General features: G+C 66.8%; 33 protein-coding genes. 14 read left to right on the top strand and 19 right to left on the bottom strand.

Annotation, left to right across the window (positions count from 1 at the left end; all coding sequences use genetic code 11):
* Nucleotides 1–90 precede the first annotated feature (90 nt).
* The 3 genes from WDM86_21685 to WDM86_21675 all read left to right on the top strand — a co-directional run bounded on the left by WDM86_21685 (nt 91) and on the right by WDM86_21675 (nt 1,796).
* Nucleotides 91–432 (top strand): hypothetical protein, encoded by a 342-nt coding sequence (locus WDM86_21685; protein MEI9992631.1) that lies wholly within the window; start codon nt 91–93, stop codon nt 430–432.
* A 117-nt stretch (nt 433–549) separates the two neighbouring features.
* Nucleotides 550–1,038, top strand: coding sequence for a hypothetical protein (locus WDM86_21680; GenBank protein MEI9992630.1), 489 nt, complete (start codon nt 550–552; stop codon nt 1,036–1,038).
* Between the two features lie 170 nt (nt 1,039–1,208).
* The gene (locus tag WDM86_21675) at nt 1,209–1,796 is read left to right on the top strand and encodes a PAS domain-containing protein (GenBank protein MEI9992629.1); all 588 of its coding nucleotides are present in this window, start codon (nt 1,209–1,211) and stop codon (nt 1,794–1,796) included.
* Between the two features lie 4 nt (nt 1,797–1,800).
* On the opposite strand, the gene WDM86_21670 is transcribed toward WDM86_21675, so the two are convergent.
* On the bottom strand, nt 1,801–2,415 hold the full coding sequence (locus WDM86_21670; GenBank protein MEI9992628.1) for a S24 family peptidase: 615 nt from the start codon (nt 2,413–2,415) through the stop codon (nt 1,801–1,803).
* Nucleotides 2,416–2,667: 252 nt separating this feature from the next.
* Here WDM86_21670 and WDM86_21665 point away from each other — a divergent pair, with 252 nt between their 5' ends.
* Nucleotides 2,668–3,270, top strand: coding sequence for a PAS domain-containing protein (locus tag WDM86_21665; GenBank protein ID MEI9992627.1), 603 nt, complete (start codon nt 2,668–2,670; stop codon nt 3,268–3,270).
* Here WDM86_21665 and trxC read toward each other — a convergent pair.
* A complete protein-coding gene (trxC, locus tag WDM86_21660) occupies nt 3,267–3,701 on the bottom strand; it encodes a thioredoxin TrxC (protein ID MEI9992626.1) in 435 nt (144 codons plus the stop codon). The two genes, WDM86_21665 and trxC, sit on opposite strands and share 4 nt — an antisense overlap.
* A gap of 84 nt (nt 3,702–3,785) precedes the next feature.
* Here trxC and WDM86_21655 point away from each other — a divergent pair, with 84 nt between their 5' ends.
* Entirely contained in the window at nt 3,786–4,049 is a 264-nt protein-coding gene (locus tag WDM86_21655) for a DUF3297 family protein (protein MEI9992625.1), read from the top strand.
* A gap of 21 nt (nt 4,050–4,070) precedes the next feature.
* Here WDM86_21655 and WDM86_21650 read toward each other — a convergent pair whose 3' ends face one another.
* The 3 genes from WDM86_21650 to WDM86_21640 all read right to left on the bottom strand — a co-directional run bounded on the left by WDM86_21650 (nt 4,071) and on the right by WDM86_21640 (nt 6,005).
* On the bottom strand, nt 4,071–4,577 hold the full coding sequence (locus WDM86_21650) for a DUF1993 domain-containing protein (GenBank protein ID MEI9992624.1): 507 nt from the start codon (nt 4,575–4,577) through the stop codon (nt 4,071–4,073).
* A gap of 171 nt (nt 4,578–4,748) precedes the next feature.
* Nucleotides 4,749–5,432 (bottom strand): retropepsin-like aspartic protease, encoded by a 684-nt coding sequence (locus WDM86_21645; GenBank protein ID MEI9992623.1) that lies wholly within the window; start codon nt 5,430–5,432, stop codon nt 4,749–4,751.
* Between the two features lie 102 nt (nt 5,433–5,534).
* Nucleotides 5,535–6,005, bottom strand: coding sequence for a hypothetical protein (locus WDM86_21640; GenBank protein MEI9992622.1), 471 nt, complete (start codon nt 6,003–6,005; stop codon nt 5,535–5,537).
* Nucleotides 6,006–6,202: 197 nt separating this feature from the next.
* Here WDM86_21640 and WDM86_21635 point away from each other — a divergent pair, with 197 nt between their 5' ends.
* Nucleotides 6,203–6,775, top strand: coding sequence for an energy transducer TonB (locus WDM86_21635; protein MEI9992621.1), 573 nt, complete (start codon nt 6,203–6,205; stop codon nt 6,773–6,775).
* 268 nt (nt 6,776–7,043) lie between these two features.
* Here WDM86_21635 and WDM86_21630 read toward each other — a convergent pair whose 3' ends face one another.
* The 3 genes from WDM86_21630 to groES all read right to left on the bottom strand — a co-directional run bounded on the left by WDM86_21630 (nt 7,044) and on the right by groES (nt 9,519).
* Nucleotides 7,044–7,364, bottom strand: coding sequence for a low molecular weight protein tyrosine phosphatase family protein (locus WDM86_21630; GenBank protein ID MEI9992620.1), 321 nt, complete (start codon nt 7,362–7,364; stop codon nt 7,044–7,046).
* A gap of 156 nt (nt 7,365–7,520) precedes the next feature.
* Nucleotides 7,521–9,173, bottom strand: a complete 1,653-nt coding sequence (groL, locus tag WDM86_21625) for a chaperonin GroEL (GenBank protein ID MEI9992619.1) — start codon at nt 9,171–9,173, stop codon at nt 7,521–7,523.
* Between the two features lie 28 nt (nt 9,174–9,201).
* The gene (gene groES, locus WDM86_21620) at nt 9,202–9,519 is read right to left on the bottom strand and encodes a co-chaperone GroES (protein MEI9992618.1); all 318 of its coding nucleotides are present in this window, start codon (nt 9,517–9,519) and stop codon (nt 9,202–9,204) included.
* 207 nt (nt 9,520–9,726) lie between these two features.
* Between groES and WDM86_21615 the strand changes: the two genes are divergently transcribed.
* Nucleotides 9,727–10,005 carry a hypothetical protein gene (locus WDM86_21615; protein MEI9992617.1) on the top strand — a complete coding sequence of 93 codons (279 nt, stop codon included), beginning with the start codon at nt 9,727–9,729 and terminating at the stop codon, nt 10,003–10,005.
* A gap of 22 nt (nt 10,006–10,027) precedes the next feature.
* On the opposite strand, the gene yghU is transcribed toward WDM86_21615, so the two are convergent.
* Together yghU and WDM86_21605 are read right to left on the bottom strand one after the other, a co-directional pair.
* Nucleotides 10,028–10,885 (bottom strand): glutathione-dependent disulfide-bond oxidoreductase, encoded by an 858-nt coding sequence (gene yghU, locus WDM86_21610; protein ID MEI9992616.1) that lies wholly within the window; start codon nt 10,883–10,885, stop codon nt 10,028–10,030.
* A 117-nt stretch (nt 10,886–11,002) separates the two neighbouring features.
* Nucleotides 11,003–11,266, bottom strand: a complete 264-nt coding sequence (locus WDM86_21605) for an usg protein (protein MEI9992615.1) — start codon at nt 11,264–11,266, stop codon at nt 11,003–11,005.
* A 214-nt stretch (nt 11,267–11,480) separates the two neighbouring features.
* On the opposite strand from WDM86_21605, the gene WDM86_21600 reads away from it, so the two are divergent.
* Entirely contained in the window at nt 11,481–12,254 is a 774-nt protein-coding gene (locus WDM86_21600) for a hypothetical protein (GenBank protein MEI9992614.1), read from the top strand.
* Here WDM86_21600 and WDM86_21595 read toward each other — a convergent pair.
* Together WDM86_21595 and WDM86_21590 are read right to left on the bottom strand one after the other, a co-directional pair.
* Complete coding sequence (locus WDM86_21595; GenBank protein ID MEI9992613.1) at nt 12,247–12,666, bottom strand: DUF983 domain-containing protein; 420 nt, start codon at nt 12,664–12,666, stop codon at nt 12,247–12,249. The genes WDM86_21600 and WDM86_21595 overlap by 8 nt on opposite strands.
* 76 nt (nt 12,667–12,742) lie before the next feature.
* The gene (locus WDM86_21590; GenBank protein MEI9992612.1) at nt 12,743–13,639 is read right to left on the bottom strand and encodes a formylglycine-generating enzyme family protein; all 897 of its coding nucleotides are present in this window, start codon (nt 13,637–13,639) and stop codon (nt 12,743–12,745) included.
* A 153-nt stretch (nt 13,640–13,792) separates the two neighbouring features.
* Between WDM86_21590 and WDM86_21585 the strand changes: the two genes are divergently transcribed.
* Nucleotides 13,793–14,248 carry a PaaI family thioesterase gene (locus WDM86_21585; GenBank protein ID MEI9992611.1) on the top strand — a complete coding sequence of 152 codons (456 nt, stop codon included), beginning with the start codon at nt 13,793–13,795 and terminating at the stop codon, nt 14,246–14,248.
* Nucleotides 14,249–14,305: 57 nt separating this feature from the next.
* Complete coding sequence (locus tag WDM86_21580; protein MEI9992610.1) at nt 14,306–14,800, top strand: hypothetical protein; 495 nt, start codon at nt 14,306–14,308, stop codon at nt 14,798–14,800.
* A 212-nt stretch (nt 14,801–15,012) separates the two neighbouring features.
* Here WDM86_21580 and WDM86_21575 read toward each other — a convergent pair whose 3' ends face one another.
* Nucleotides 15,013–16,044 carry a histone deacetylase family protein gene (locus tag WDM86_21575; protein ID MEI9992609.1) on the bottom strand — a complete coding sequence of 344 codons (1,032 nt, stop codon included), beginning with the start codon at nt 16,042–16,044 and terminating at the stop codon, nt 15,013–15,015.
* Nucleotides 16,041–16,880 (bottom strand): DMT family transporter, encoded by an 840-nt coding sequence (locus tag WDM86_21570; protein MEI9992608.1) that lies wholly within the window; start codon nt 16,878–16,880, stop codon nt 16,041–16,043. The genes WDM86_21575 and WDM86_21570 overlap by 4 nt, the downstream gene beginning before the upstream one ends.
* Before the next feature lie 66 nt (nt 16,881–16,946).
* On the opposite strand from WDM86_21570, the gene WDM86_21565 reads away from it, so the two are divergent.
* The 3 genes from WDM86_21565 to ald all read left to right on the top strand — a co-directional run bounded on the left by WDM86_21565 (nt 16,947) and on the right by ald (nt 20,004).
* Nucleotides 16,947–18,080 carry a DSD1 family PLP-dependent enzyme gene (locus tag WDM86_21565; GenBank protein MEI9992607.1) on the top strand — a complete coding sequence of 378 codons (1,134 nt, stop codon included), beginning with the start codon at nt 16,947–16,949 and terminating at the stop codon, nt 18,078–18,080.
* A gap of 96 nt (nt 18,081–18,176) precedes the next feature.
* Nucleotides 18,177–18,641 (top strand): hypothetical protein, encoded by a 465-nt coding sequence (locus tag WDM86_21560; GenBank protein ID MEI9992606.1) that lies wholly within the window; start codon nt 18,177–18,179, stop codon nt 18,639–18,641.
* Nucleotides 18,642–18,885: 244 nt separating this feature from the next.
* Nucleotides 18,886–20,004, top strand: a complete 1,119-nt coding sequence (ald, locus tag WDM86_21555; GenBank protein ID MEI9992605.1) for an alanine dehydrogenase — start codon at nt 18,886–18,888, stop codon at nt 20,002–20,004.
* A 48-nt stretch (nt 20,005–20,052) separates the two neighbouring features.
* On the opposite strand, the gene WDM86_21550 is transcribed toward ald, so the two are convergent.
* The 5 genes from WDM86_21550 to WDM86_21530 all read right to left on the bottom strand — a co-directional run bounded on the left by WDM86_21550 (nt 20,053) and on the right by WDM86_21530 (nt 23,446).
* Nucleotides 20,053–21,399 (bottom strand): hypothetical protein, encoded by a 1,347-nt coding sequence (locus WDM86_21550; protein MEI9992604.1) that lies wholly within the window; start codon nt 21,397–21,399, stop codon nt 20,053–20,055.
* A gap of 19 nt (nt 21,400–21,418) precedes the next feature.
* Complete coding sequence (locus WDM86_21545; protein MEI9992603.1) at nt 21,419–21,685, bottom strand: hypothetical protein; 267 nt, start codon at nt 21,683–21,685, stop codon at nt 21,419–21,421.
* 176 nt (nt 21,686–21,861) lie between these two features.
* Complete coding sequence (locus WDM86_21540) at nt 21,862–22,224, bottom strand: lysozyme inhibitor LprI family protein (GenBank protein MEI9992602.1); 363 nt, start codon at nt 22,222–22,224, stop codon at nt 21,862–21,864.
* A gap of 26 nt (nt 22,225–22,250) precedes the next feature.
* Nucleotides 22,251–22,649, bottom strand: a complete 399-nt coding sequence (locus WDM86_21535; protein MEI9992601.1) for a lysozyme inhibitor LprI family protein — start codon at nt 22,647–22,649, stop codon at nt 22,251–22,253.
* A gap of 29 nt (nt 22,650–22,678) precedes the next feature.
* On the bottom strand, nt 22,679–23,446 hold the full coding sequence (locus WDM86_21530; GenBank protein MEI9992600.1) for an SDR family oxidoreductase: 768 nt from the start codon (nt 23,444–23,446) through the stop codon (nt 22,679–22,681).
* A gap of 121 nt (nt 23,447–23,567) precedes the next feature.
* Here WDM86_21530 and WDM86_21525 point away from each other — a divergent pair, with 121 nt between their 5' ends.
* The gene (locus WDM86_21525) at nt 23,568–24,215 is read left to right on the top strand and encodes an OmpA family protein (protein ID MEI9992599.1); all 648 of its coding nucleotides are present in this window, start codon (nt 23,568–23,570) and stop codon (nt 24,213–24,215) included.
* Nucleotides 24,216–24,277 lie beyond the last annotated feature (62 nt).

Here is a 24,277-nt window from a genome sequence, read left to right as displayed (position 1 = left end):
TCAAGGAATGGGCCCGGATTTCAGCTATGCGCGGCGCCGCCGCCGGGTGAAACTCGTCGCGGAGCGGCACACTATATTTGGAGAAACGACATGAGATGTTTTGCCATTCTAGGCGCCCTGGCCGTCCTCGCCCTGACCGCGCCGGCGGCGGCGCAGCAGCAGCAGCATGCCCGGATCTGCCTGAAATCCCGCCTGATCGACCGCACGACCGTGGTCAACCCGAAGAAGCTCCTGTTCCGCCTGAAGGACGGCAGGGTCTATGCCAGCCATCTGCGCACGCCGTGCCTGGGCCTCAACTTCAACGGCTTCGTCTATGTCACGCCGCTGGACGAGATCTGCGGCGGCACGCAATCCATCCGTGTGCTGCGGACCAACCAGATCTGCGTGCTGGGGCCGTTCGTGCCCGAGCAGATCGGCCAGCGCGCCGGCTGATATTGCCTCGGCCGCGTCCGGCGGGCTTGATGTAGGCTTCTGCAGGGGAGTGACCATGCCGGCGACACAGCGCAGCAGCCTGGACGCGGAATTCGCGAAGCGGGAAATTCCGCCGCGATGAACCTTGTTCGTTTCGCCGCGTTCCTGGCGGCCGCGCTCGTGCTCGCGGGTTGCGGCAAGGCGCCGCCGACCGACAACGAGATGGCCGCGAGCTTCCGCGCCCGGCGCGCCGCGTTCGAGACGCTGCGCACCGATCTGTGCAAGCTCAAATACGATCTCACCGTGATGCGCGATCCGCCCTGGGCGCAGCCGCAGATGCCGCCGGCGGACGAGAAGCGCCTGCGCGCCCTGCTCGGCACGCTGGGTGCCGCGGGCGTGAAATACATCCGCGGCTGCCAGCTCTGGATCGAGGTGTGGTCGGCCGGCGTCGGCGAGCCCGCCGCCTACAAGAAGTACCGCTATGGGCCGCCGCTCTACCGCATCATCGAGATCAAGGAGCCGCCGCCGAAGGACCTGAACGACTATCTCGACAAGCGCGTCGCGATCGCCTCCTTCGAGAAGAACATCGAGGGCGATTGGTGGATCGAACTGGATCACTGGCGATGAGGCGCGCGCGGCCGGCGCGTCCTACGGTTGCGCGCGGCGGCGCGGGCCGCGATCCGCGTTTCTACTCGCGGTAGAGCGCCCGCGCGTCCACGCCCCCCAAAACAAGGGGGATGCCGCGATGCGCGTTTCGTCCAATATTCCCGGGCGTATTTTGAAGTCCTGCGGATGCCATGACCGCTACATCCGAAGACGGCGCGGTCGATCCCAATCGTCTGCCTACGGCGGAATTCGCCGTCGTGTTCGACGGCACGCCGGGGCTGTATCTCGTGCTCGACCCGAGCTTCATGATCGTGGCCGCGAACGATGCGTTCTGCGCGGCGACGATGACGGAGCGCGACGCGATCCTCGGGCGGCATCTGTTCGAGGTGTTTCCCGACAATCCCGGCGACTCCGCCGCCGACGGGGTGCAGAATCTGCGCGCCTCGCTTTTGAAGGTGCTCAAGTCGCGCCAGCCCGACCGCATGAACGTCCAGAAATACGACGTCCGCGAGCACGGCACCGGCGCCTTCGCGGAGCGCTATTGGAGCTGGCTCAACGTTCCGGTGATGGGACCGGACGGCTATGTGAAGTGGATCATCCACAGCGTCGAGGACGTGACCGAGCTGATGAATTTGCGCACCGAGTTCGCGGCCCGGCGCGGCGCCGCGGCGGCGCAGCGCCTGCTCACGCAGCTGCGCGAGACCGAGCGCGAACTGGCCGCCGCGCGCACGCAGAACGCCGAGCTGCGCGAGAGCCTGCGCAAGCAGGCGAAGGGCTGAGCGGTCAGACCGCGCCGCTGCGCCAGCGCACGCGGCCGAAGATTCGCAACTGCTCCGCTTCCTCGGGCGCGAGCGTCTGCGTGCCGTATTCGGGATTGCGCGACTTCAGCGTCACCGTGCCGTTCGGCGCCGTCTCCACGAAGCGCACGAAGTACCGGCCGTCGCGCAGCGAGACATAGAGGCCGTCGCGCGCGATGCGGTCGTTGGAGGTGTCGACCAGCAGCAGGTCGCCGTCGCGGATCACCGGCTCGTTGGCGGCGCCGCGCTGGACCACGATGCGCAGCTTGTCGATATCCGCGGCGCCCAGGCCGTGCAGGAAGCCGGCCGAGAACAGCACCGCATCCTCGCCGCCGTCCGGCCCCGCATCGGCGTCGCGCGCGACCGGGATCGACACGAAACCGTCGGGCTCCGCCTCGCCCGCCTGCCGCGATCCCTCGCCGCTGGCGAGCCAGTCGAGCGAGACGTTCTTGGCGGCGGCGAGCCGCGCGACGAGTTCGAAGGGCGGCTTGGCGCGCCCGGCGATGTAGGAGGCAAGATGCTCCGGCGTCACGCCCGCGATCTCCGCCGCCTCGACGCGATTGGGAAACTGATCGAGCAGCCAGCGTATCCGTTCGCCCAATTCGACCCGAAAATTTGCCGGAGCTTCCCCGACATTCCTCGGGAAGCTGCGATTTCCTTTAGATTTTCTCCCGATCACGCCGAAATTCCTACAATTTTCTCTTGACCGCAGGTTGCAATGTCCGATATCTAAAGTTTTGTCTGCTTGAAGACTTGCGGACCGCGAGTTTGTTCTGGACAGCCGTGATATTCATGGGTGCCTGGGCGATTTGTCGTCCGCAAATCGCGGAAACCCGACCTTTATCGGGTTGGTATGCGGAGGGCGTCAAGCGGCGGCGCGCAGAAGAGTCGAGTCCTGGCCGGTATTCTTCCGCACCGGCCGCTCTTTCCGCGCGTCGCTCACTTCTTCCGGGTGTCGCGCTTGGCCGCGAAAATTGCGATTGAAGGAATGCCGGACCGTCAGAATGTCCACCGCCTCGGTGCCCAGACCCGCTCGCTCCCGCCCGCCCTTCAATCGCTCATTTCGTACTGGTTGCGGAAATGCGGCGGGCGGCCGATGCCGGCAGGGGTCAGCACACCCGAGCAGGACCTCCGACCATGGCTCGGCAACCTCGCTTTGATCGAGATCTCAGGCGACCAGCAATTCCGCTTTCGCCTTTCGGGTACAAATCTCATCCGCCGTTTCGGCCGGGAGGCGACGGGGCTGAACGTCGACGTCCTCGCCGACGACATCAAGCGCCAATTGCGGTCGATCCTGAACGCCACGATCCGGGCCGGCGTGCCGGTCGTCGCGAATTCCGCGGTCCCGCTCGGCCGCGCGACGTATTGGCATTGCGAGGTGGCGCTGCCGCTGGCGGGCGCCGGCGGCGGGCTGAGCACCATCCTGTTCTGCAGCTATCCGCAGGCGGTGTCCTAGGCGGGCAGGTGCTGCTCGATCCAGTGGTTGAGCTCGCCGGGCGGCAGCGCGCCCGACAGCCGCGCGATCTCCCTGCCGCGCTGGAACAGGATCAGCGTCGGGATCGAGCGGATGGCGAACCGCGCCGACAGCGCGCCCTCGGCGTCGGAATCGACCTTGGCGAGACGCGCCCTGGGCTCGAACAGGGCGGCCGCCTTCTCGAAGCCGGGCGCCATCATCCGGCACGGGCCGCACCACGCGGCCCAGAAATCGACCAGCAGCGGCAGGTCGGAATTGGCGTGACGGTCGAACCGCGCCGCCGTCAGGGCCAGCGGCCGGCCCTCGAACAACGCCTTGTGGCAGCGCCCGCAGCGAGCATCCCCCGGCGCGCGCCCGGCCGGAACCCGGTTGGCGGCGTCGCAATGCGGGCAGGGAACGATCCGGGCTTCCATTCAGCGGAAAATGGGCATCGCGGGGCGCGGTTGCAATCCCGCCCCGCCTCCGCATTATGCGCGCCGCAAAACGAGCACACGCCCATGACCGACACGCTGCCCGACCGCCTCTCGACCGATCCCGACAGCAAGCACTACAACCGCGAGCTTCTCGAGCGCGGCGTCGGCATCCGCTTCAACGGCCAGGAAAAGACCAATGTCGAGGAGTATTGCGTCAGCGAAGGCTGGGTGCGGCTGGCCGTCGGCAAGACGGTCGACCGCCACGGACGGCCGATGACGATCAAGTACAAGGGCAAGGTGGAGCCCTTTCTCCAAGGCCCGGCCGACGGCGCCACCGAACCGGCGTAGCGCCGTCGCGCGGTTCGCGCCTTAGGCGCCGCCGAGGAAATCCGACTTGCCGATCACGATGCCCTTGTGCCGCAACAGGGCATAGGCGGTGGTCACGTGGAACAGGAAGTTCGGCAGCGCGTAGCCGGCCAGGAAGTCGCGGCCGGTGAATTTCCTCTCGCCGCTGGGGAATTTGAGCACGATCTCACGGTCCTCGGCGCCGGCAAGCTGCTCCGGCCTGATCGTCTCCAGGAAGGCGATGGTCTTCTGCAGCCGCGTGTGCAGCTCCGGGAAGGTCGTTTCGGTGTCCGGCATGCCCGGCGGCGTAACGTCGGCGAGCCGCGCGGCGGCGCCCTTGGCGGCGTCCGACGCCAATTGGATCTGGTGGGTGAAGGGACGCATGTCCGGCGCCAGCCGCGCCTCGAGAAGTTCGCTGAGCGGCAGGTCGTCGGCCTTGGCCTGCGCCACCGCCTTGTCGAGGATTTTCGACAGGCTGGTCAGGCTGCGGATCATCACCGGAATGGAGGCGTCGTAGATCGTATAGGCCATGGTGTCCTCGCTTGGGATATTGCGCGCGCACCGGACGCCTCTTCGCGGCGCCGATCAAGGCTTGAAATCGGTCGCCCCGGCCCAGTGGCGGTTTTATTCGTCGGTCGTCGATCGCGCGTCGCGATCCCGTCCCGGGCGGAGCGCGTCAAACCGGCTAGGCGGGCCCGCCGCCTACTTGCGGTATTGCCCGGTGAGGTTTTCGTCCCCGGCCTCGCCGCTGTTCTGCTTGGGCGGCGGACGGCGGACATGGCCGCCATGGCCGCTTGAGATCTGGGCCACGGTCGGGGCGCCGGAATCGTCGGAAGGGCCGGCATGCGGCGCCGGAACGGGGCGGTTGCCATCGCGCGCGACGCGCGGCGCCGGCTCCGACGGCACGCCGTTCAGCACCAGGGCATGGCGGCCATTGTCGAGCGACCAGGAGCGGAAGCGCTCCAGGAAGCTTTGGCCCAGAAGCGCGCTGCTCTCGTCGCCGCCGATACTGGCCGTGACGTCGTGCACCACGATATTGCCGACCTTCAGCGTGCGGATGCGCACCACGCGCCCGTGCTCGGTCGACCCGTCGGCGAGCGTGTAGTCTTCGGTGCCCAGCAGGTCGCTCTGCTGGATGGCGCCGGCGCGCTGCAGCTTGCGGTACACGCCGGCGGGGATGTTCACGTCGGAGGCGCCGCTGTCGACGATGCAGTCGATGGTGACGAGGCCGTTCACCGTCACCGGCACGACATAGACCCCGCCGTCCTTCTTCATCGGGATCGCGGCGGTCGAAGCGGCGGGCGGCGGCGCGGCCGCCAGCGCCGCCTGGGCGGCGCCGAGCGCGAGAGCGGCCGACAAGGCGGCGGCGCGTGCATGTCTGAACATCGTTCCAGCCCTTAAGCGATCCGGCGGGATCGCGTCCCTTCGCGCGGGATATCAGTTGCGCAGGCAATCTTGGCAAATCGGGGGCGAACCGGAAAGGGCGCTCTATGGCGACCGCGAGGCGGCGTGGCCCCAGCCGTCGTCGTTGCGCGGCGGGAACACGGCGCGGAACACGATCATCGGCCGCGACGCGCCGCGAATGGCGAGCGCCACCAGGGGCGCGACGATCACGCCCTCATTGCCGCACATCCCGCTGGACAGCGCCGGCCGCATCGCGCGCAGCCATACGAGGTCGTCGAGCGCGCGCGAGCCGTTCGACAGCCGCTCGGCGATCGCGTCCATATGCCCGGCATAGACGGTCCAGGCGCCGCCGAGCGGGGCGGCGGCCTTGCGCAAGAGTTCCGCCGCGCCCAGCGGACTGGTCGGCACGACGGTATAGAGGTCTTCGTTGAGCATGGAGAGGATGGCGAGCCAGCGCGTCGTCATCTTCTCGTCGCGCCGAAGCCGCGCGTCGCGCAGGGCGCGCTCCGCGTCGGCGAGTTTCTGCGCGAGAGCCACCACCGGATCGATCTGCATCGGCCCAATTCCCTTGCGAGGACGTTAACCGCGCGGCGTCCGATTACGCCGCTGTGAGCAGTATTGGACGATTCTCCGATACGCCAAACGTCGTTGCTGTGGATTCTCGAATTTGCATAAAAGTTTAGAGATATGTACCGAAACGGGACGCGGCGCGGATCAAATGAATCCGGACCGTTTCGAAGGCAGGAGCAGCAGTGATCCTTATCGAGTTCGTGATTTTCGTCGTGTCGTCCGGGCTGTTCTACAGCGGGCGGTTTCGCCACCATCTGTGGGCCGTGGTGGTCGCGGGCGCCATCGCGACGGCATCCTCGCTGCTGTTCTTCTACGATCTCTACGAGAAGCTCGAAGTCCGCACCGAAGCGCCGGTCAAGGTCGTGAAGCAGCTCGTGCGCGTGCCCGTCGTGCAGCACGTCTCCCAGCCGCCGGCGCTGTCCAAACAGGAGAACTGCCGCAACGATTACCCGTTCTTCGCGCGGGTGTTCGACCGGGAGGGCACCACCGAGCTCGCCTTCACGGTATCGGCGGACGGCACGGTGCGCGATGTCAAGGTCGCCAAGTCGAGCGGCTCGGACGGCCTCGACGACGCCGCCGTGCACTGCGTGGCCAAGTGGCACTACCGCCCCGCGGTCAAGGACGGGCAACTCGTCGATGCGCCGATGACGGTGAAAGTGGCGTGGAATTTGGATCAGGACGATGCGCAGGGCAAGCCCGATCCGGACACGCAGAAGGCGCCTGACCCCGAAAAGAAGCAGGACGGCTTTCCCTGACCGCCACGCAACAAAAAAGGCCGCGTGTCGTCACCGGGCCTTTTCCTCTTCGCTCTGCAATTAGAGCCGTTTCGGTTTGGATTGAATCATTCAAAGAATAGTCGTCATCGCCCGCTTTATGCGGGCGATCCAATTTTCTTTGTGCGGCCAAATTGGATTGCCCGGACAAGCCGGGCAATGACGACTTCCGGTGAATAATTTCAAACCGAAAGGGCTTTAGGATTGGCATGCCGCCCCGTCCTGCGCCGCCATTTTGCCCGACTCGATCTCACAAGAGCGGCGTTACCTTCGCTTTCAGAAGAGCGACGAGGGCCGGCTCCATGAAGGAGAATCTGTCGGGAATATCGAGACAGACGACGCGCGTGTTTTTCAACGCGGACCGAAACCGCGACGTCAGTTTTTCGCGGTGGGACTTTTCCATCACGAAGATGATGTCCGCCCACGCCACCAGGTCGGCGTCGAGCGGCGCGTCGGCGTCACGACCGACACCGGCCGACGCCACCTCGATTCCCGGATGATCGGAAAACACGGCTTCGGCGGTGGGGCTGCGAAGCCGGTTGCGACCGCAGACGAAGAGCACATGCTTCATGTGTCGAGTTTACCTGCCCGACGCGCGGCGGGAAATCGACCGTCGCCGCGAACGTCCGACGGGCCTTGCCGCAAAGAAAAAGGGCCGGATCGCTCCGGCCCTTTTCCGCATTTCTGTCGAACGACTGGATGGCCCGGACAAGCCGGGCCACAAGCTTTAGAAGTCCATGTCGCCCATGCCGCCGCCGCCCATGCCGCCGCCGGGCATGCCGCCGCCGCCCGATTCCTTCTTCGGACGATCGGCGACCATCGCCTCCGTCGTGATCAGAAGGGCCGCCACGCTCGACGCGTTCTGCAGCGCGACGCGGACCACCTTGGTCGGGTCGACGATGCCGAGGTCGATCAGGTCGCCATAGGTCTCGGTCTGCGCGTTGAAGCCGAAGGTGGACGACTTCTGCTCGAGCAGCTTGCCGACCACGATGGAGGCCTCGACGCCCGCGTTCTCGACGATCTGACGGATCGGAGCCTGGATCGCGCGACGCACGATCGCGATGCCCTGGGTCTGGTCGTCATTGTCGCCGGCGACGCCATTGAGCGACTTGGTGGCGTAGAGCAGGGCGGTACCGCCGCCCGGCACGATGCCTTCCTCGACCGCCGCCTTGGTGGCGTTGAGCGCGTCGTCGACGCGATCCTTCTTCTCCTTGACCTCGACCTCGGTCGCGCCGCCGACGCGGATCACCGCAACGCCGCCGGCGAGCTTCGCCAGACGTTCCTGCAGCTTCTCCTTGTCGTAGTCCGACGTGGTTTCCTCGATCTGGGTCTTGATCTGGCCGACGCGGGCCTGGATCTCCGACTTCTTGCCGGCGCCGTCGATGATCGTGGTGTTGTCCTTGTCGATGCGGACCTTCTTGGCCGTGCCCAGCATGTTCAGCTTGACGTTCTCGAGCTTGATGCCGAGGTCTTCGCTGATCACCTGGCCGCCGGTCACGATGGCGATGTCTTCCAGCATCGCCTTGCGGCGATCGCCGAAGCCCGGCGCCTTGACGGCGGCAACCTTGAGGCCGCCGCGCAGCTTGTTCACGACGAGCGTGGCCAGGGCCTCGCCCTCGATCTCTTCGGCGATGATGAGCAGGGGACGGCCCGACTGCACGACCGCTTCCAGGATCGGCAGCAAGGGCTGCAGGCTGGTGAGCTTCTTCTCGTGGATGAGGATCGACGGCTCGTCGAGCTCGGCGACCATCTTGTCCGCGTTGGTGATGAAGTAGGGCGAGATATAGCCGCGGTCGAACTGCATGCCTTCGACGACGTCGAGCTCGGTGGCGAGGGACTTGGCTTCCTCGACCGTGATCACGCCTTCATTGCCGACCTTGGCCATCGCTTCGGCGATCATCTTGCCGACTTCGGTGTCGCCGTTCGCGCTGATCGTGCCGACCTGGCCGATCTCTTCGTTCGACTTGACCTTCTTGGAGCGCTTCTTGAGGTCGGCGACGACGATCTCGACCGCCTTCTCGATGCCGCGCTTCAGGTCCATCGGGTTCATGCCGGCGCTGACCGCCTTGGAACCCTCGCGGACTATTGCGCGTGCCAAGACTGTCGCCGTCGTCGTGCCGTCGCCGGCCGCGTCGTTGGTCTTGGAGGCCACTTCGCGCACCATCTGGGCGCCCATGTTCTCGAACTTGTCGCCGAGCTCGATCTCCTTGGCCACCGTCACGCCGTCCTTGGTCGTGCGCGGGGCGCCGAAGCTCTTCTCGATGACGACGTTGCGGCCCTTCGGGCCCAGCGTCACCTGCACTGCATCGGCGAGGATGTCGACGCCGCGGAGCAGACGCTCACGCGCATCGGCGCCGAATTTTACGTCCTTGGCTGCCATGTGTCTTTATCTCCTGTGAGAACTTGAATTACGCGGCCTTCTTCGAGGACGACTTGCGGCCCTCGAGAATGCCCATGATGTCGGACTCCTTCATGATCAGGAGATCCTCGCCCTCGACCTTGACCTCGGTGCCCGACCACTTGCCGAACAGCACGAAATCGCCGGCCTTCACTTCCGGAACGACGCGCTTGCCATTGTCGTCGAGCGCGCCGGGGCCGACCGAGATGACTTCGCCTTCCTGGGGCTTTTCCTGCACGGTGTCGGGAATGATGATTCCCCCGGCGGTCTTCTGTTCCTCTTTCACGCGACGGACGACCACGCGGTCGCCAAGCGGACGGAATTTCATGCGTCTTGCTCCCTAGATTGTTGAGACTAAAGGATTAATCCCGAATGGCAGCACTCGCCTTTGGAGAGTGCCAAGCCATATAGTGGGCTATTTAGGGTGGCTGTTGATGGGCGTCAAGAACCTTGTCCGGGCAAGGATCGAGACTTTCGTCGTTATTTAACGCCGTCCGGGTGCTGGATTCTGCCGGGCACAGCAAGGAGACCGACGATGAGCTGGTACGATGACCTTCAGGCCAACCTCAAAGACGCCGCGACCAAGGCCGGCCTCACGCCCGAAAAGCTCAAATCGGTCGGCGATACTTTGAACCGGGAACTCGCGCGCGTGCCCGATCACGCCAAGGCGCTGAAGGCGGCGGCGGAGCAGCACGGCGTCGAAGTCGACAAGATTCTGGAAGCCCTCAACCACGCCGGCGCGGAGATGACCAAGGCGGTCGACGATGCCGCGAGCGCGGTGTCTCGCAACGTCCCGCCGCCGCCAAAGGCGTAGAAAGAGAGGCGGCCTTCGCCGCCTAGTCCAGCACCTTGCCGTCGAAATCGCTGGCGTCGTGGCGTTCGATCACCTGGCCCTCCACGGGGCCGAAGGCGCGGTTGACGGCGCGGCCGCGCTTCACCGCGGGACGCGCCGCGATCTGGTCCACCCAGCGGATGACATGCGTGTACTCATGCACCGACAGGAACTCGGCGGCATTGTAGGCTGCGCCCTTCACGACCGAGCCGTACCACGGGAAGATCGCGATGTCGGCGATGGTGTATTCGTCGCCCGCGAAATATTCGTGATCGGCGAGATGGCGGTTCAGCACGTCGAGCTGGCGCTTGGTCTCCATCGCGAAGCGGTCGATGGCGTATTCGATCTTGATCGGCGCATAGGCATAGAAATGCCCGAACCCGCCGCCGACGTAAGGCGCGCTGCCCATCTGCCAGAACAGCCAGTTGAAGGTCTCGGTGCGCTTGGTGCCGCTCCTGGGCAGGAAGGCGCTGTCGAACTTCTCGGCGAGATGCACCAGGATCGACGCCGACTCGAACACCCGCGTCGGCGGGTTGGTGGTGTGGTCGGCCAGCGCCGGGATCTTGGAATTGGGATTGAGTTCGACGAAGCCCGAGCCGAACTGGTCGCCCTTGCCGATATTGATCAGCCAGGCGTCGTACTCGGCGCCCTTGTGGCCGGCGGCGAGCAGCTCCTCGAACATGATCGTCACCTTCACGCCGTTGGGCGTGCCCAGCGAGTAGAGCTGGAAGGGATGCTTGCCGATCGGCAGCACCTTCTCATGCGTCGGCCCGGCGATCGGCCGGTTGATGTTGGCGAACTGCCCGCCGCTCGGCTTGTCCCAGGTCCACACCTTGGGCGGCGTATAGGGGACGTCGGTCATCGCAAGGCTCCTCGCATGGTCGCTGGAGCCGACTTTGCTGCGCCTTGGACGCGCGCGCAACGGGGCAGCCGGGCCCGTCCTTGGGCCGGCGCCGTGTTTTCCGCGCGCTATGCGCCGTCAGTGCAGCGCGAATTCGCCGCCGACGAGCTTTAGCTCCGCGTCGCTGATCAGTCCGCGCGAGGCGACGCGCACCTGAAAGAGCTTGCCCTCGATCGAGGTCTCCCAGAAGCGCAGGAATTTGTTGAGCACGGGAAAGCGCGGTGCGACGTCGAGATCCTGCCAGATAAACGTCTGAAGCATCGCGGGATGGTCGGGCAGGCGATAGACGATCTCCGCGGTGGTCAGGCGATAGCCGCGAAGACGGGACTCGAGATTGCTCATCATGACCCCTTCGATCTTTGCTCCGTTACGCCCTTCCTCGACTGCGTTTCCCGATCCTGTCACATCATTGTTAAACGCAGGATGAAGCGGTTTGGTGCATCTTGTCGAGCGCCGCGTTCGGCAGCACTCCGCGGCCGCGAGTGCTTGAAAGCGCCGCGCGGCCGGCGCAGCATCGCGCGCGGGGGCGTCGCCAAAGGGATAGTGTCGAAGCCGCATGCCCGCCCGGTTCACGATGGAGAATGGACGCGCGCTCCTGGGCGCGGGCATCGCCTACTTGGAAGGCGACGGCAGGGGGCTTGCGGCTTCGCTGGCGCTGCACGGATTGTTCGCGGCGCTGTTGCTGCTGATGATGCTTCATCGCGGCGCGCCGCCGGCGGCCGCGCCGCCGCACATCGTGCCGATCGACGTCATCCGCCTGGGCGAGGAAACGACCTCGCCGCCCGCGCCGGTGAAGGCGAAAATCCCGCGCCCCTTCGCGCCGCGCACCGCCGCGCGCGAGCCGGCTTCCGCGAACCGCCCCGAAGGCACCTCGCCGAAAGGCACCAGGCCGCTGCCCGACGACCTCGAGACCAAGCTGAATTCGCTAGCGCGCCTGCGCCAGCCGCAGAGCAACACCAGGCCGCTGGAAACGCCGGCGGCGGAGGAGGCGGCGAGCAGCAACGACGCGGCGCCCGGCAACGAGGCGGCCTATGCGGTGCGCGATCTCATCCGCGCCCAGGTCGAGCGCAAATGGAATTTCAACGTCGCGCTGCTCGGCAATCGCGGCTTCATCGTCGCGCTGCGCATCGTCGTCTTAAAGAACGGCACGGTGGCGAGCGCCGAGATCCTCGACCGCGAGCGCTATACGCGCGACGCGCTCTACCGCGACATCGCGCTCAGCGCCCGCAACGCGGTGCTGCTGTCCTCGCCGCTGACGCTGCCGGCCGGCGCGATCGACTACAGCATGGAAGTGACGTTGAACCTGAACCCGCGCGATGCGCTCAGATAGCCAGGGCGGCGAGCGCGTCGCGGCTGCGCTTGGCGGGGCCGAAGCCTTCCATCCCGTGCTGCCACTGGAACGCGACGACCGCGCCCTTGACCGGCTGGATCAGCGCCAGCGCCATGGCCAGGGTAAGCGGGATCCAGAGCAGCGCGTGCAGCCAGAGCGGCGGCGAGTAAGCGGCTTCCACGCCGAGCGTCAGCGCCACCACGATGTGGCCGACGATCACGATCACCAGATAGGCGGGGAAGTCGTCGGCGCGGTGGTGATGCAACTCCTCGCCGCACACCGGGCAGTTGTCGTTCACTTTGAGGAAGGCCCGGAACATCCGGCCTTCGCCGCAATTGGGGCAGCGGCCGAGCAATCCGCGGATCACGGGCTCTGCCTGAAGCTCCTGGAGCTTGGACGTCAGCGCGTTCATGGTGGTGGACGTAGTACCGTGCCGGCTACCGGACAATGAACGGCGTCGCACATGCCGCAGGGTCGGTTGTCGCACGCTATGGCAGCGTCCGCGCCACGCGGAATCCGGCCAGGCTCGAATAATCATATTCGCCCTTCACCGCCGGCGCGCCGGTGCGTGCCGCCGAGCGCACGAACACCGGCACGTTGTCCCACGAGCCGCCGCGCAGCACATGCCGCGTGCAATCGCCGCCGCCCGTCCAGGCCGAGCCGTCGCGCGGCGCGCCGAGATAGCTCGGATGCCAGCAATCCGCCGTCCACTGCCAGGCATTGCCCAGCATGCCGAACAGGCCGAACGGGTTGGCCGCGAAGCTGTCGACCTCCGTCAGCACCCGCGCGTCCGACTTGCTGCCGCAGCCATTGCAATTGGCGTTGCCGGCGCCCAGATCGTCGCCCCACCAGCGCGCCGTCGCGGTGCCACCGCGCGCGGCATATTCCCATTCCGCCTCGCTCGGCAGGCGATAGGGTCCGGCGCGCCCCGCAAGCTGCGGCCGCGCCGTCTTCACCGTCGCGTTGAGCCAGTCGACATAGGCCTGCGCATCCTTCCATTCCAGGCACACCGCCGGCCAGCGCGGCGGCTCGACCTCGGCCGGCGGCCGCGGCAGCCCGCCCGCCGCCGGCTGCCAGCGCAGGTTCAGGATCGAATTGCAGGCCGCCGGCCGATAGCCGGTCTCCTGGAGGAAGCGCAGGAATTCCTCGCTCGTGACATCGAACTTGCCGAGCGCGAAGGCCCGCACCGAAACGGCGTGAAGCGGCCCTTCATTGTCGAAATGGCCCGCCTCGCCTGGCGGGCTTCCCATCGTGAAGCCGCCGGCCGGAATACCGACCATCACCGGACAGCCGGGGCACTCCTGGAATTCGCGGTCCGTGTGCTCTTCGCCATGCGCCGCGCTCCACGACAGGGCAAGCACGAGGAGGAGGAGAACGCGTTTCAAGGTGTGGGGTGCGCCGTTGTTTGCCTGACCGAACGTAAGTTTGCGCAACCGTGCTGGCAAGCCGCGCGGCCATGGTGACGCAAAAGTGAGAGGCGATGTTGTGCGCGCCCGCGATCGCCGCCACAGTGCATGAACCGCTATCCAAGGCTTGCCATGTCCGCCGACATTCCCGAAGGCTTTAGGCCGTTCAAGTTCAACATGGGCTTCATCGAAGTCGTCGGCCCGCTCTATGGCAAATGGGACGGCGCGACGCTGACGATGGGCTTTCGCGTCGAGATGCGCCACTGCAATCCCGGCCAGGTCGCGCATGGCGGCATGCTCGCCACCTTCGCCGACATGTTCATCCCCATCGCGGCGCGCGTGCAGGCCAAGGCCGATGTCGGCTTCGCGCCGACCGTGAACCTGACGCTCGATTACATCGCGCCGGCCAAGCTCGGCGCCTGGGTCGAGGGCCGGGCGGAGTTCCTGCGCGCCGGCAAGAGCCTGTTCTTCGCGCAGGGGCTGGCGACGGCGGACGGTGTGCTGTGCCTTCGGGCCAGCGCGATCTTCAAGGTCACCGCGCCGATGGGCGTCGTGGCGACGCCCGAAGCGATGTTCGGCGACGCGTGACCTTCCGGCGGCGGTGGTTTTGCGCGCGCGGCGTCATCGGGCATACTCCGGCGCGCCATGAGCGACTTGACCCCACCGCCGACGCCGAACGCGGACACGCGCTGGAAATTCATCCGCGACGTCGCCGTGTTCGAGATGAAGCTGGCGCTCAACAATCTGCACAATTTCTTCCAGATCCCGCTGACGCTGGCGGTGGCGGCGTTCGATCTGGTGATCCGGGGCAAGACCGAGGGCGAGCGCTTCTACAAGATCGTGGAGATGGGCCGCACCATCGACGATTCGATCGACATCTATTCCATCGTCGCCCATCGCGAGCGCGTCCTGAACAAGGATTTCACGGTCGACGCGGTGATCGGCAAGGTCGAGGCGGTGATCCTGCGCGAATTCGAGAAGGGCGGCACCGCCGCCAGCATGAAGCAGGCGGTGGACAAGGCGATCGACGAGATGCAGGCCAAGACCGGCGACGCCGCCGCCAAGGCGGCCGACGCGGCCAAGGCCGCGGCCGACAAGCTGCACGAGACGGTGCGCAAGATGGGCGGCGACGCGCCTTAGAGGCGGTTAGAGTCCGTTGCGATGGAATCCGTTGCGATCTGTTGGGATATTCCAATCCCAAATTGCCATGGTCCGTCCCAAATTGTCATGGCCCGCGAATGCGGGCCATCCAGGTGACAACGCTACTGGCTTCAACGGAATTGGCGCTTCAACTGGATGGCCCGCATTCGCGGGCCATGACACCATTTGTGAATTTCAATAGCGCGCAGACCCTAACCGCCCTCGAACCCTTCCAGCACGTTGACCGTGATCCCCGCCAGCGCATCGAGATTATACCCGCCCTCGAACTGGAACAGGGTCGGCAGGCCCAGCGCCGCGATCTTCTCTCCCATACGTAGATAATCCGCCGCCGCCAGCTTGAACTTCGAGATCGGATCGGCCTCGAACGTATCGAGCCCCAGCGACACCAGCAGCACGTCCGGCCCGAACGCCGCGATCCGCTTCGCCGCCGCGCCCAGCGCCTCGCCATAGCGGTCCCACGCCGTGTACATCGGCAAGGGCAGGTTCAGATTCGCGCCTTCGCCCGCGCCCGCGCCGATCTCGTCCGCGAAGCCCAGGAAATGCGGATAGGCGAAACTCGGATCGCCGTGGATCGAGCAGAACAGCACGTCGCCGCGGCCGTAGAAGATGCTCTGCGTGCCGTTGCCGTGGTGATAGTCGACATCGAGGATCGCCGGCCGCAGCCCCTGGTCCGCGAACCACTGCGCCGCGACGGCGAGGTTGTTGAGATAGCAATAGCCGCCGAACACATCGGCGCTGGCGTGATGGCCGGGCGGGCGCGCCAGCGCGAAGGCGGATCGCGCGCCGCTCCTGATCTCCGCCGCCGCCGACAGCGCGCAATCGACCGCCGACAGCGCCGCGCTCCAGGTGCCTTTCAGGATCGGCGTCGCGGTATCGAAGGCATAGGTGCCGAGCCGCGATTCGACATCGCCCTCGAAACGGTCGCGCATGCCGCGTCCCGGCCAGGCGGACGGAATCGCCGGCGGCGCCTCCTCGCCATACTGCTTGCGCCACAGCGCGCTGGCCTCGCCGAGGAAGCGCACCAGCCCCGCATCGTGCACCCGCGCAATCGGCGCCATGCCGAAATCGGCGGGCGCCTGGATCGGCCCGACGTTCCGCCGCTCGGCCTCGGCCTTCACGCGTTCCACCCGCGCCGGCACTTCGACGGCCGGACTCATCCGCCCGCCCTCGAACTCCTCGGGCGGCGCATGGCCCAGATGGACGGGCGAATAGAAAACCTTCATGGGCCCATCTGTAGCATGATCGCGCCGGCCGCAATCACGCCGGCGGCGAGCCAGCGGCGCGGCGTCATGTGCTCGCCCAGGAACGTCATCGCCAGCGCGGTGCCGAACAGCACGCTGGTCTCGCGCAAGGCCGCGAGCTGCGCCGTGGCGCCGAAGCTGTAGGCCAGCATCGCCGAACCATAGGTCGTGATCGAAAGCGCGCCCAGGAGCACGCCGAGCTTCCATTGCCGCCGCGCCTCGATCACCACCGCGCGGCCGCGGATGCCGGGCGCCGTCAGCAGCACCGAGGCGCCATGCGCCACGAAGAACCACGCCACATAGCTCAGCGGCTGCTCCACCGCGCGCACGCCCGAGGCGTCGATCAGCGTGTAGACGCCGATGGTCAGTCCCGTGGCGAGCGCATAGGCGAGGCCCTTCAGCGCGCCGTCGGTCGCGCGATGCGACAGCCCGATCGCGATCACCCCGCCGCACACCATCACGATGCCCAATATCTCGCTGACCGGAGCGTGCTCGCGCAGGATCAGGATCGCGCCGATGGCGGTGAACAGCGGACCGGTGCCGCGCGCCACCGGATAGACGGCGGAGAACGCGCCGTTCTCGTATGACTTGACCAGCAAAAGCTCGTAGAGCGCATGCACGAAGGCGGTGGCGACCAGCAGCCACACCGCGATCCCGCGCGGCGGCGGCAGGAAAAACAGCGCCGGCGTCACCAGCACCGCCGAGAACACGCCGATCAGCAGCCGCATGGCGTATTTGTCTTCGGCGCGCTTGGTCAGCACGTTGACGACGGCATGCACGGCGGCCGAAACGAAGATGAGAACGAGCGCGAAGGTCACGCATCGACCTTATCTTGGCGCCGCTTTCGCGCAATACTGCCGCCGCATCGCTACCCAAAGGGAAACATGACCGCCTTGAACGAAGACCTCATCGGCGTCGCGGGCGGCGTGGCCCGGCTGCAGACGCCCGCGCTCGTCATCGACCTGGACGTCTTCGAACGCAATCTGGCGCGCATGGTCGCCCATGCGAAGGCGGCCGGCGTCGGCCTTCGCCCGCACGCCAAGACGCACAAATCGGTCGAGATCGCCAGGCGCCAGATCGCGGTCGGCGCCAACGGCATATGCTGCGCCAAGCTCGGCGAGGCCGAGGCGCTGGCCGAGGGCGGCATCGAATCGATCCTCATCACCTCGCCGGTCGTCACCGAGGCGGGCATCGCGCGGCTGATGGCGCTGAACGCGCGCATGCCGGAGCTGATGGCGGTCTGCGACAACGCGACGGTGGCGGCGCGTCTGGACGCGGCGGCGCGGGCGGCGGGCAAGCCGCTCAAGGTCCTGGTCGACATCGATCCGGGCATCAGCCGCACCGGCATCCGCCCCGCCGACGCGCCCGCGCTGGTCGAGCAGGTCGCGGCCGCGTCCGGCCTCGCCTATTGCGGCCTGCAATGCTATGCGGGCCAGGCCCAGCACATGGAATCGCCGAACGAACGGCGCGCCGTCTCGCTTCAGGTGATGCAGGAATTGGGCGCGCTGCGCGACACGCTGGCGAAATCCGGACTCGCGCCGAAGATCATATCGGGCGGCGGCACCGGCACCTTCGACATCGATCCGGACGCGCGGGTGCTGACCGAGCTTCAGGTCGGCTCCTACATCTTCATGGACAAGCAGTACAACGAGGTGTGGGAGAAACCCGGCGACCGCCCGCCGTTCGAAACCGCGCTGTTCGTGCAGACCACGGTGATCAGCGCCAATCGCGCCGGCCTCGCCACCACCGATGCGGGCTTCAAATCCTTCGCGACCGATGCCGGTCCGCCGCTGCTGCATGCGGGCGCGCCCGCCGGCGCGGTCTATTTTTTCTTCGGCGACGAGCAGGGCGGCATCTTCTATCCGAAGGACGGCCCGCCGCTGCAGCCCGGCGATGTCCTGCGCTGCGTCGTTCCGCATTGCGATCCGACGGTCAACCTCTACGACCTTTATCACGGCGTGCGCGGCGACGTGCTGAAGGCGATCTGGCCGGTCGAGGCGCGCGGCCGCTCGGCCTGATTTTGCCGCCGCCATCCTGACGGCGACGTTCATGTCCGGTTCAGGCGCTCGGCGTCAATGTCGGCCTCGGCAATCCATTCAAGGACGAGGTAAGCCATGAAACTCTTCAAGAAAGCCGCGATCGGCGCCATGCTTCTGGCCGGCGCGGCAGCCTTCACCGCGGCGCCCGCCGAGGCGCATGTCTCCATCGGCATCGGTATCGGCGGCGGCGGTTATTACGGTCCCGGCGGCTATCCGCCGGCCTATTGCGATCCCTACAGCCGCTGGTACGACCCCTATCGCTGCGAGGACTATGGCGACTACGACTACTACAACGGTCCGGTCTTCATCGACGGCCTCTGGCTGAACGGCGGCTTCCGGTCGCGCTATTACGGCGGCCATCGCCAGTTCTACTATCATGGCGGCTGGCATGGCGGTTCGGGCTGGCATGGCGACTTCCACCACGGCGGCGGCAATTGGAGCGGTCACGGTGGCGGCCATGGCGGCGGCAACTGGGGCGGCCATGGCGGCGGTCATGGCGGTGGCGGCGGACATGGTGGCGGCGGCGGCCATCACCACTGACATTTAGCGCCTACAAAGCGGGCGGCTCTCGCGCGGCAAGCGAGAGCCGCCCGTTTTCGCATGCGCGCGCGAAAGCGGCGGCAATCCCGTTCTCTGGCTGAGCGGGCGGCTTTTCTGAAACATTCGGTCGGGGCGGCGGCAAAGAGCGCAATCGGCTTCGATTGAATGTGCCGCCGCCGACCGATATTTTCCGCGCTTCTTCGTGACCGCGCCCCACCCCGGCGCAACCTCAAGAGGCCAGCCCATGCGCGTCGGCGTTCCCAAGGAAATCAAGAACCACGAATACCGCGTCGGCATGACGCCGCCGGCGGTGCGCGAGCTCACCGCGCGCGGCCATGAGGTGTTCGTCGAGGCCCAGGCGGGCGGCGGCATCGGCATCTCCGACGAGGACTATGTCCGCGTCGGCGCCAAGATCCTTCCGACCGCCGACGAGATCTTCGCGACCGCCGACATGATCGTGAAGGTCAAGGAGCCGCAGCCGGTGGAGATCGCGCGGCTGCGCCCCGGCCAGGTGCTGTTCACCTATCTGCATCTCGCGCCCGATCCCGAGCAGACCCAGGGCCTGCTGAAAAGCGGCGCGATCTGCATCGCCTATGAGACCGTCACCGATGCGCGCGGCGGCCTGCCGCTGCTGGCGCCGATGAGCGAGGTCGCGGGCCGCATGTCGATCCAGGCCGGCGCGCACAGCCTGGAGATCGCCCAGGGCGGCCGCGGCCAACTCCTCGGCGGCGTGCCGGGCGTGCCGGCGGCCAAGGTCGTGGTGCTCGGCGGCGGCGTGGTCGGCACCAATGCGGCGCGCATGGCGATGGGGCTCGAGGCGCATGTGATGGTGCTCGACGTCTCGCTCGGCCGGCTCAAGGAGCTCGACGAGCAGTTCGGCTCGCGCATGCACACTTTGTTCTCGACGCTCGACGCGATCGAGGAGCAGGTGATCAGCGCCGACCTGGTGATCGGCGGCGTGCTCCTGCCCGGCGCCGCGGCGCCCAAGCTCATCACCGCCAAGATGGTGAGCCAGATGAAGAAAGGCTCGGTGATCGTCGATGTCGCGATCGACCAGGGCGGCTGCTCGGAGACGAGCCACGCCACGACGCATGCCGATCCGACCTATCTGGTCGACGGCGTGGTGCATTACTGCGTCGCCAACATGCCGGGCGCGGTGGCGCGCACCTCGACCTTCGCGCTCAACAACGCGACGCTGCCGTTCACCATCGCGCTGGCGGAGCAGGGCGCCGAGGCCGCGATGCGCCGCAACCCGCATCTGCGCGCCGGCCTCAACGTCTACAAGGGCACGATGACCTACAAGGCGGTCGCCGATGCCCAGAAGCTGCCCTACCGGGACGCCGAAGACGTCATCGGCATGTGAGCGCGCGAACCGCCGGCCCCTCATGGGAGAGGCCGGCGCCCGGCGCCGTCAGAAGTCCGCGACCGTCCAGGAGAAGTCGGTCCGTGTCGTCGTGGCGTTGTAGTAGGACGGATCGGTGAAGTAGATCACCGGCTTGGTGTATTGCGTCGGATAACCGCCGAAGCTGTTCACCGTCGCGACGCCGTGGCAACTCATGCAGTTCGAGGTGACGCCGGCGGGAATGCCGGGCGACGTCTCGAGATAGGGATTGTAGCAGACATCCATCGTGGTGCCGCCAGAGGTCGTGGTCTGATCGTAATTGGCGCACATCGAGTAGGTCTTCCACGGCGCGGGAAGGCTGGTCGGCTGATTGTCCTTGCTTCCCGGATTCTGGCCGGCCGGATCGGGCAGCGGCTCCCAATAGAAGGTCTGCCACGTCCACAGCGTCGTTTCCTTCGTGTTGACGTGCATGGCCACGAGAACCGCGAAGTCGCCCGCCGCGGCGCCGTGACCGAAGCGCGCGGCGTCGCCCGCCGACAGCTTCTGCGCATAGATCAGGGACAGCGGCCCGTAGAAGAACGTCTTGCAGGCCAGTCCCGTCAGCCGAGCCGCCGGAACGCTCTTGATTTGCGCCGGCGTCGCGGGCTGCACGGCGCCCGCCCCCTTCGGATCGATCAGCAGGCAATTCGTCCAGGTGTCTTCGGTCGGGTTGGTCTGGTTCGTCGCGCCGGCGCCGCCCTGCCACACCGGCAGCGGCGTCAGGCCGGTCGCCTTGACCAGATTGTAGACCGGCTTGGTTTCGATCGCGGTGTTCGGGAAGTCCACGATCGCGCGGTTCTGCACCGGCGTGTTGGTCGGCCATGCGCTGTTCAGCGCGTTGAGGCTGGTCGCGCTGTTGTAGAAATAGGTCTTGCCGTCGGGCCCAGGATGCGGCGAACGGACGAAGGCGACGTCGGTCGGGTCGAATCGCTCCGCCTCGATCGGGGTCTGGGCGGCCGTCACGCTGGTGCCCAGCATCGCCTTCAAGTGAAGGCGGCGCGCGCGATGGGTGAACTGGATCGGCGTCTCGAAAGCGTGCCCGGCGGCGGCCCGCGGTATTGCCGTCAGCGCCACGGCGCTCGGCGGCGGTCCCTTCAGATCGGCCTTGCCGCCCCAGGTGTCCCACACCGGCAGGGTGCCCTGGCCGGACGGCGCCGTCATTCCCGCCCAAAGCTCCCAGGCATGGCCGCGCATCGCGCCGGTGTCGCTGGTCGCGATCCATTGCTCGATCGTCGCGTTCGGCGTGGGAAACCCGTAGCCGGGCGGAATCGGAACCGGTGTCGTGCCCAACGCGGCCGGCTTGCCGTTGGTCGCGATGCTTGCGGCTGCCATCGCGGTCAGGACCGCGATGCCGGTCCATGCGAGTCTGCGAGTCATGATGCCCCTCCGTTTCGGTTCAGATTTGGAATCCGTCGTTCATCCACGCCTTGTAGGTATCCAGCCACGCCTGCGACCACGGTCCATCGGGCGGCATCGGCGCGGCTCCGTTGCCCGCGAGATAGGTGAAGACCTGCCTGGCATTGCCGTGATCGGCGAAGCCATGGGTCGGGGCGCCGTCGCACATCCACGCCGCTTCGCCGAGCATCACCCGATTGCGTTTCATGCACGCGATGTCGCTGTCGCGGAATTTCGGCCGGATGTCGGCCGTATAGGTCTTCGCCATGGTGCGACGCCTCCGGAACGGCAGCGGTACGCAACAAATGGTCGGGCAAAGGCCGAGAGCGATTACCGCGCTCGACTAGAGAAACGGCTAACGAGTCCTTTATACTACTGGAATAAGTTCTTGCCTAGACCCCGGGCAAAACCGCGACGCGCGCTCGCGGCGCGATGTCTGGCGGCCTATTGCTGCCCCGCTTTGAGCTGCTTCGTCCGCGCCAGGGTCAGCTCCGTCAGGCAGCCGGAATAGACCAGCGGATAGATGCTGCCGCCCTCGTTCTGCTCGGCCCGATACGCGCATTCCAGGTCGCGGAACTTGATCCAGTTGCGCTGGGCGGTGCGCAGCAGCTCGCGGCTGCGCCCGTCCAGTCCCTCCATCGCCCGGACATAGGCCGCGTTGAGCTGCCGGTCCGCGGCGCGGTAGTCCTTGTCGGCGCAGATGTTCATGTCGCGCTGGGTCATCGCGTTGTTGCAGTCCAGGCCGTCCGCCTCGTCCGCCCGGGCCGGCGCGGCGCCGAGCAGCAGCGCCGCCGCAGTCGCGATCATCAGCGTTCTCATGCCGGCGGACCTCGTCATGGGTGATTGCAGCTCAGATCGCCTTCCTGGCAATCGCGCTGGGCCTTGAGGCGCTTGATCTGGGCGCGGGTGAGGTCGGCGCGGCAATTGGTTTCCATCGCCGAATGGATCGTGCCGCCGACCGTCAAATTGGTCTCGAAGGCGCATTCATCGTCGCGGTACTTGATCCAGGAGCGCTGCGCCGCCTGCAGCAGTTTCTTGTTGTCGGCGTCGTATTTGGCGACGAGCTGGCGGTAGAGCGCGTTCAGCGCCGCGTCGGCGGCGGTGTAGTCCTTGCCGGCGCACTGGTCGATGTCGAAGGTCGTGTCGGGATTGGCGCAGTCCGGCTTATCGGCGGCGACGGCCGGCGAGCCGGCGCCCAGCGCGATGGCGGCGATGAGGACAAGGCGTTTCATGCGGTGCTTCTCCCAAGTTGAAGACGGTCTCACGCCAGCGTGCCGCCGTCGATGACGATCGACTGTCCCGTCATCCACGATCCCGCCTTGCTCGCCAGGAACACCGCGGCGCCCGCGATGTCGTCCGGCTCGCCGAGGCGGCGCAAGGGCGTGCCCGCGCTGGCGCGCTTCTCGCCCTCCGGCGTGTCCCACAGCGCCTTGGCGAAATCGGTCTTCACCAGGCCCGGCGCGATGCAGTTGACGCGGATGTTGTGCGGCCCGTTCTCCACCGCGAGGTTGCGCGCGAGCTGCAGGTCGGCCGCCTTGGAGATGCAATAGGTCCCGATCACCGGCGAGCCGCGATAGCCGCCGATCGACGACACGATGATGATCGCGCCATCCTTCTTCTCGATCATGTCGGGCAGCACCATCTGCGCCAGCCAGTGGTTCGAGCGGATATTGGCGCCGAGGATCTTGTCGAAGGCGTCGTCGGCGATCTGCGACATCGGGCCATAGGCCGGATTGATCGCCGCGTTGCACACCAGCACGTCGATCTTGCCGAGCTGCCTGCGGGTCTCGTCGACCAGCGCCTGGAGCTGCTCCTTGTAGTTGATGTTGGCCGGGATCGGCACCGCGACCTTGGCGCCGCGCGCGGCGTTGATGTCGCCGGCGACTTTCTCGCAGGCGTCCGCCTTGCGGCTGGAGATCACCACCTTGGCGCCGTGCTCGGCCAGGCGGTGCGCGATCGCCTCGCCGATGCCCTTGGTCGAGCCGGTGACCAGCGCCACCTTCCCCGTCAGATCGAACAATGTCGTCATTTTTCCGTCCCCGTGCGTTATGGATAGCGAGGCGTTCTCTTTACCAGCGGGCGGGCCCGCGGCCAAACATCCGCCACCATCGCCGCGCGAGATCGGCGCGGCAAAAACGGAAAATGCGCGCATGTCCAGGTTCAGGTTCTCGGTCGTGTTTCTGGCGCTGGGCCTCGCGGCCTGCGGCGGCGGGCCGAGGCCGATCTACGAGCCGCCGCCGGTCGACCGCACCGCGCGCGAGACGCCGCGTCCGCCCATCGCGAAGCCACCGGCCCATGGCGCCGTGCCGGGCGTGGTGGCCGCCGCGCCGATCCCGCAGGCGCTCGCCGGCCCGCTCACCGTGGCGCGGATCGAGCCCTATATGGACGCGCTGGAGACCGATCTGCGCCGCCACGTTCATGCCCGCGGCCTCGTCACGGCGCGGCGCGGCGACGAGATCGCCATCGTCATCGAGAACAGCCTGCTGTTCGCGCCGGACGGCGGCGTCGCCGGCGACGACGTGCTGGAGCCCCTGGCCGCGATCCTGCGCGGCTATGGCCATACCGCGATCGCGGTGAACGGCTATACCGACACGGCCGGCACGCCGGAGCGGAATATGGCGGTGTCGCAAAGGCGCGCCCGCGCCATCGCCGACGCGCTGGCCCATGAAGGCGTGCCGGCGGGCCGCCTCGCCGCCCAGGGCTTCGGCGAAGCCCATCTGCGGGTCATGACCGGCGACGGGAAGGCCGAGCCGCGCAACCGCCGCATCGAGATCCTCATCCGCCCGGCGCCCGGATAGGCAAGGTAAACTTGCCGTGTCGCGCTTGCTCTTGCCGCCGTTCTCGTATGCACTGCCGCCAA

The organism is Rhizomicrobium sp. (assembly GCA_037200045.1).
Classification (GTDB): domain Bacteria; phylum Pseudomonadota; class Alphaproteobacteria; order Micropepsales; family Micropepsaceae; genus Rhizomicrobium.
Note: the sequence above shows the minus strand (reverse complement) of the source record. Positions and strands in the feature narration are given on the sequence as shown.

Bases quoted from the DNA above. Each gene is read 5' to 3' on its own strand.
- WDM86_21580 (MEI9992610.1), top strand. From the start codon at position 14,306: ATGAGCGACTTGACCCCACCGCCGACGCCGAACGCGGACACGCGCTGG.
- groL (MEI9992619.1), bottom strand. From the start codon at position 9,173: ATGGCAGCCAAGGACGTAAAATTCGGCGCCGATGCGCGTGAGCGTCTG.
- WDM86_21545 (MEI9992603.1), bottom strand. From the start codon at position 21,685: ATGGCGAAGACCTATACGGCCGACATCCGGCCGAAATTCCGCGACAGC.
- WDM86_21685 (MEI9992631.1), top strand. From the start codon at position 91: ATGAGATGTTTTGCCATTCTAGGCGCCCTGGCCGTCCTCGCCCTGACC.
- WDM86_21540 (MEI9992602.1), bottom strand. From the start codon at position 22,224: ATGATCGCGACTGCGGCGGCGCTGCTGCTCGGCGCCGCGCCGGCCCGG.
- WDM86_21595 (MEI9992613.1), bottom strand. From the start codon at position 12,666: ATGAACGCGCTGACGTCCAAGCTCCAGGAGCTTCAGGCAGAGCCCGTG.
- WDM86_21650 (MEI9992624.1), bottom strand. From the start codon at position 4,577: ATGGCCTATACGATCTACGACGCCTCCATTCCGGTGATGATCCGCAGC.
- ald (MEI9992605.1), top strand. From the start codon at position 18,886: ATGCGCGTCGGCGTTCCCAAGGAAATCAAGAACCACGAATACCGCGTC.
- WDM86_21605 (MEI9992615.1), bottom strand. From the start codon at position 11,266: ATGAGCAATCTCGAGTCCCGTCTTCGCGGCTATCGCCTGACCACCGCG.
- yghU (MEI9992616.1), bottom strand. From the start codon at position 10,885: ATGACCGACGTCCCCTATACGCCGCCCAAGGTGTGGACCTGGGACAAG.
- WDM86_21645 (MEI9992623.1), bottom strand. From the start codon at position 5,432: ATGTTCAGACATGCACGCGCCGCCGCCTTGTCGGCCGCTCTCGCGCTC.
- WDM86_21585 (MEI9992611.1), top strand. From the start codon at position 13,793: ATGTCCGCCGACATTCCCGAAGGCTTTAGGCCGTTCAAGTTCAACATG.
- WDM86_21575 (MEI9992609.1), bottom strand. From the start codon at position 16,044: ATGAAGGTTTTCTATTCGCCCGTCCATCTGGGCCATGCGCCGCCCGAG.
- WDM86_21565 (MEI9992607.1), top strand. From the start codon at position 16,947: ATGACCGCCTTGAACGAAGACCTCATCGGCGTCGCGGGCGGCGTGGCC.
- WDM86_21680 (MEI9992630.1), top strand. From the start codon at position 550: ATGAACCTTGTTCGTTTCGCCGCGTTCCTGGCGGCCGCGCTCGTGCTC.
- WDM86_21560 (MEI9992606.1), top strand. From the start codon at position 18,177: ATGAAACTCTTCAAGAAAGCCGCGATCGGCGCCATGCTTCTGGCCGGC.
- groES (MEI9992618.1), bottom strand. From the start codon at position 9,519: ATGAAATTCCGTCCGCTTGGCGACCGCGTGGTCGTCCGTCGCGTGAAA.
- WDM86_21655 (MEI9992625.1), top strand. From the start codon at position 3,786: ATGACCGACACGCTGCCCGACCGCCTCTCGACCGATCCCGACAGCAAG.
- WDM86_21550 (MEI9992604.1), bottom strand. From the start codon at position 21,399: ATGACTCGCAGACTCGCATGGACCGGCATCGCGGTCCTGACCGCGATG.
- WDM86_21640 (MEI9992622.1), bottom strand. From the start codon at position 6,005: ATGCAGATCGATCCGGTGGTGGCTCTCGCGCAGAAACTCGCCGACGCG.
- WDM86_21615 (MEI9992617.1), top strand. From the start codon at position 9,727: ATGAGCTGGTACGATGACCTTCAGGCCAACCTCAAAGACGCCGCGACC.
- WDM86_21530 (MEI9992600.1), bottom strand. From the start codon at position 23,446: ATGACGACATTGTTCGATCTGACGGGGAAGGTGGCGCTGGTCACCGGC.
- WDM86_21665 (MEI9992627.1), top strand. From the start codon at position 2,668: ATGCGGAGGGCGTCAAGCGGCGGCGCGCAGAAGAGTCGAGTCCTGGCC.
- WDM86_21630 (MEI9992620.1), bottom strand. From the start codon at position 7,364: ATGAAGCATGTGCTCTTCGTCTGCGGTCGCAACCGGCTTCGCAGCCCC.
- WDM86_21600 (MEI9992614.1), top strand. From the start codon at position 11,481: ATGCCCGCCCGGTTCACGATGGAGAATGGACGCGCGCTCCTGGGCGCG.
- WDM86_21535 (MEI9992601.1), bottom strand. From the start codon at position 22,649: ATGAAACGCCTTGTCCTCATCGCCGCCATCGCGCTGGGCGCCGGCTCG.
- trxC (MEI9992626.1), bottom strand. From the start codon at position 3,701: ATGGAAGCCCGGATCGTTCCCTGCCCGCATTGCGACGCCGCCAACCGG.
- WDM86_21675 (MEI9992629.1), top strand. From the start codon at position 1,209: ATGACCGCTACATCCGAAGACGGCGCGGTCGATCCCAATCGTCTGCCT.
- WDM86_21525 (MEI9992599.1), top strand. From the start codon at position 23,568: ATGTCCAGGTTCAGGTTCTCGGTCGTGTTTCTGGCGCTGGGCCTCGCG.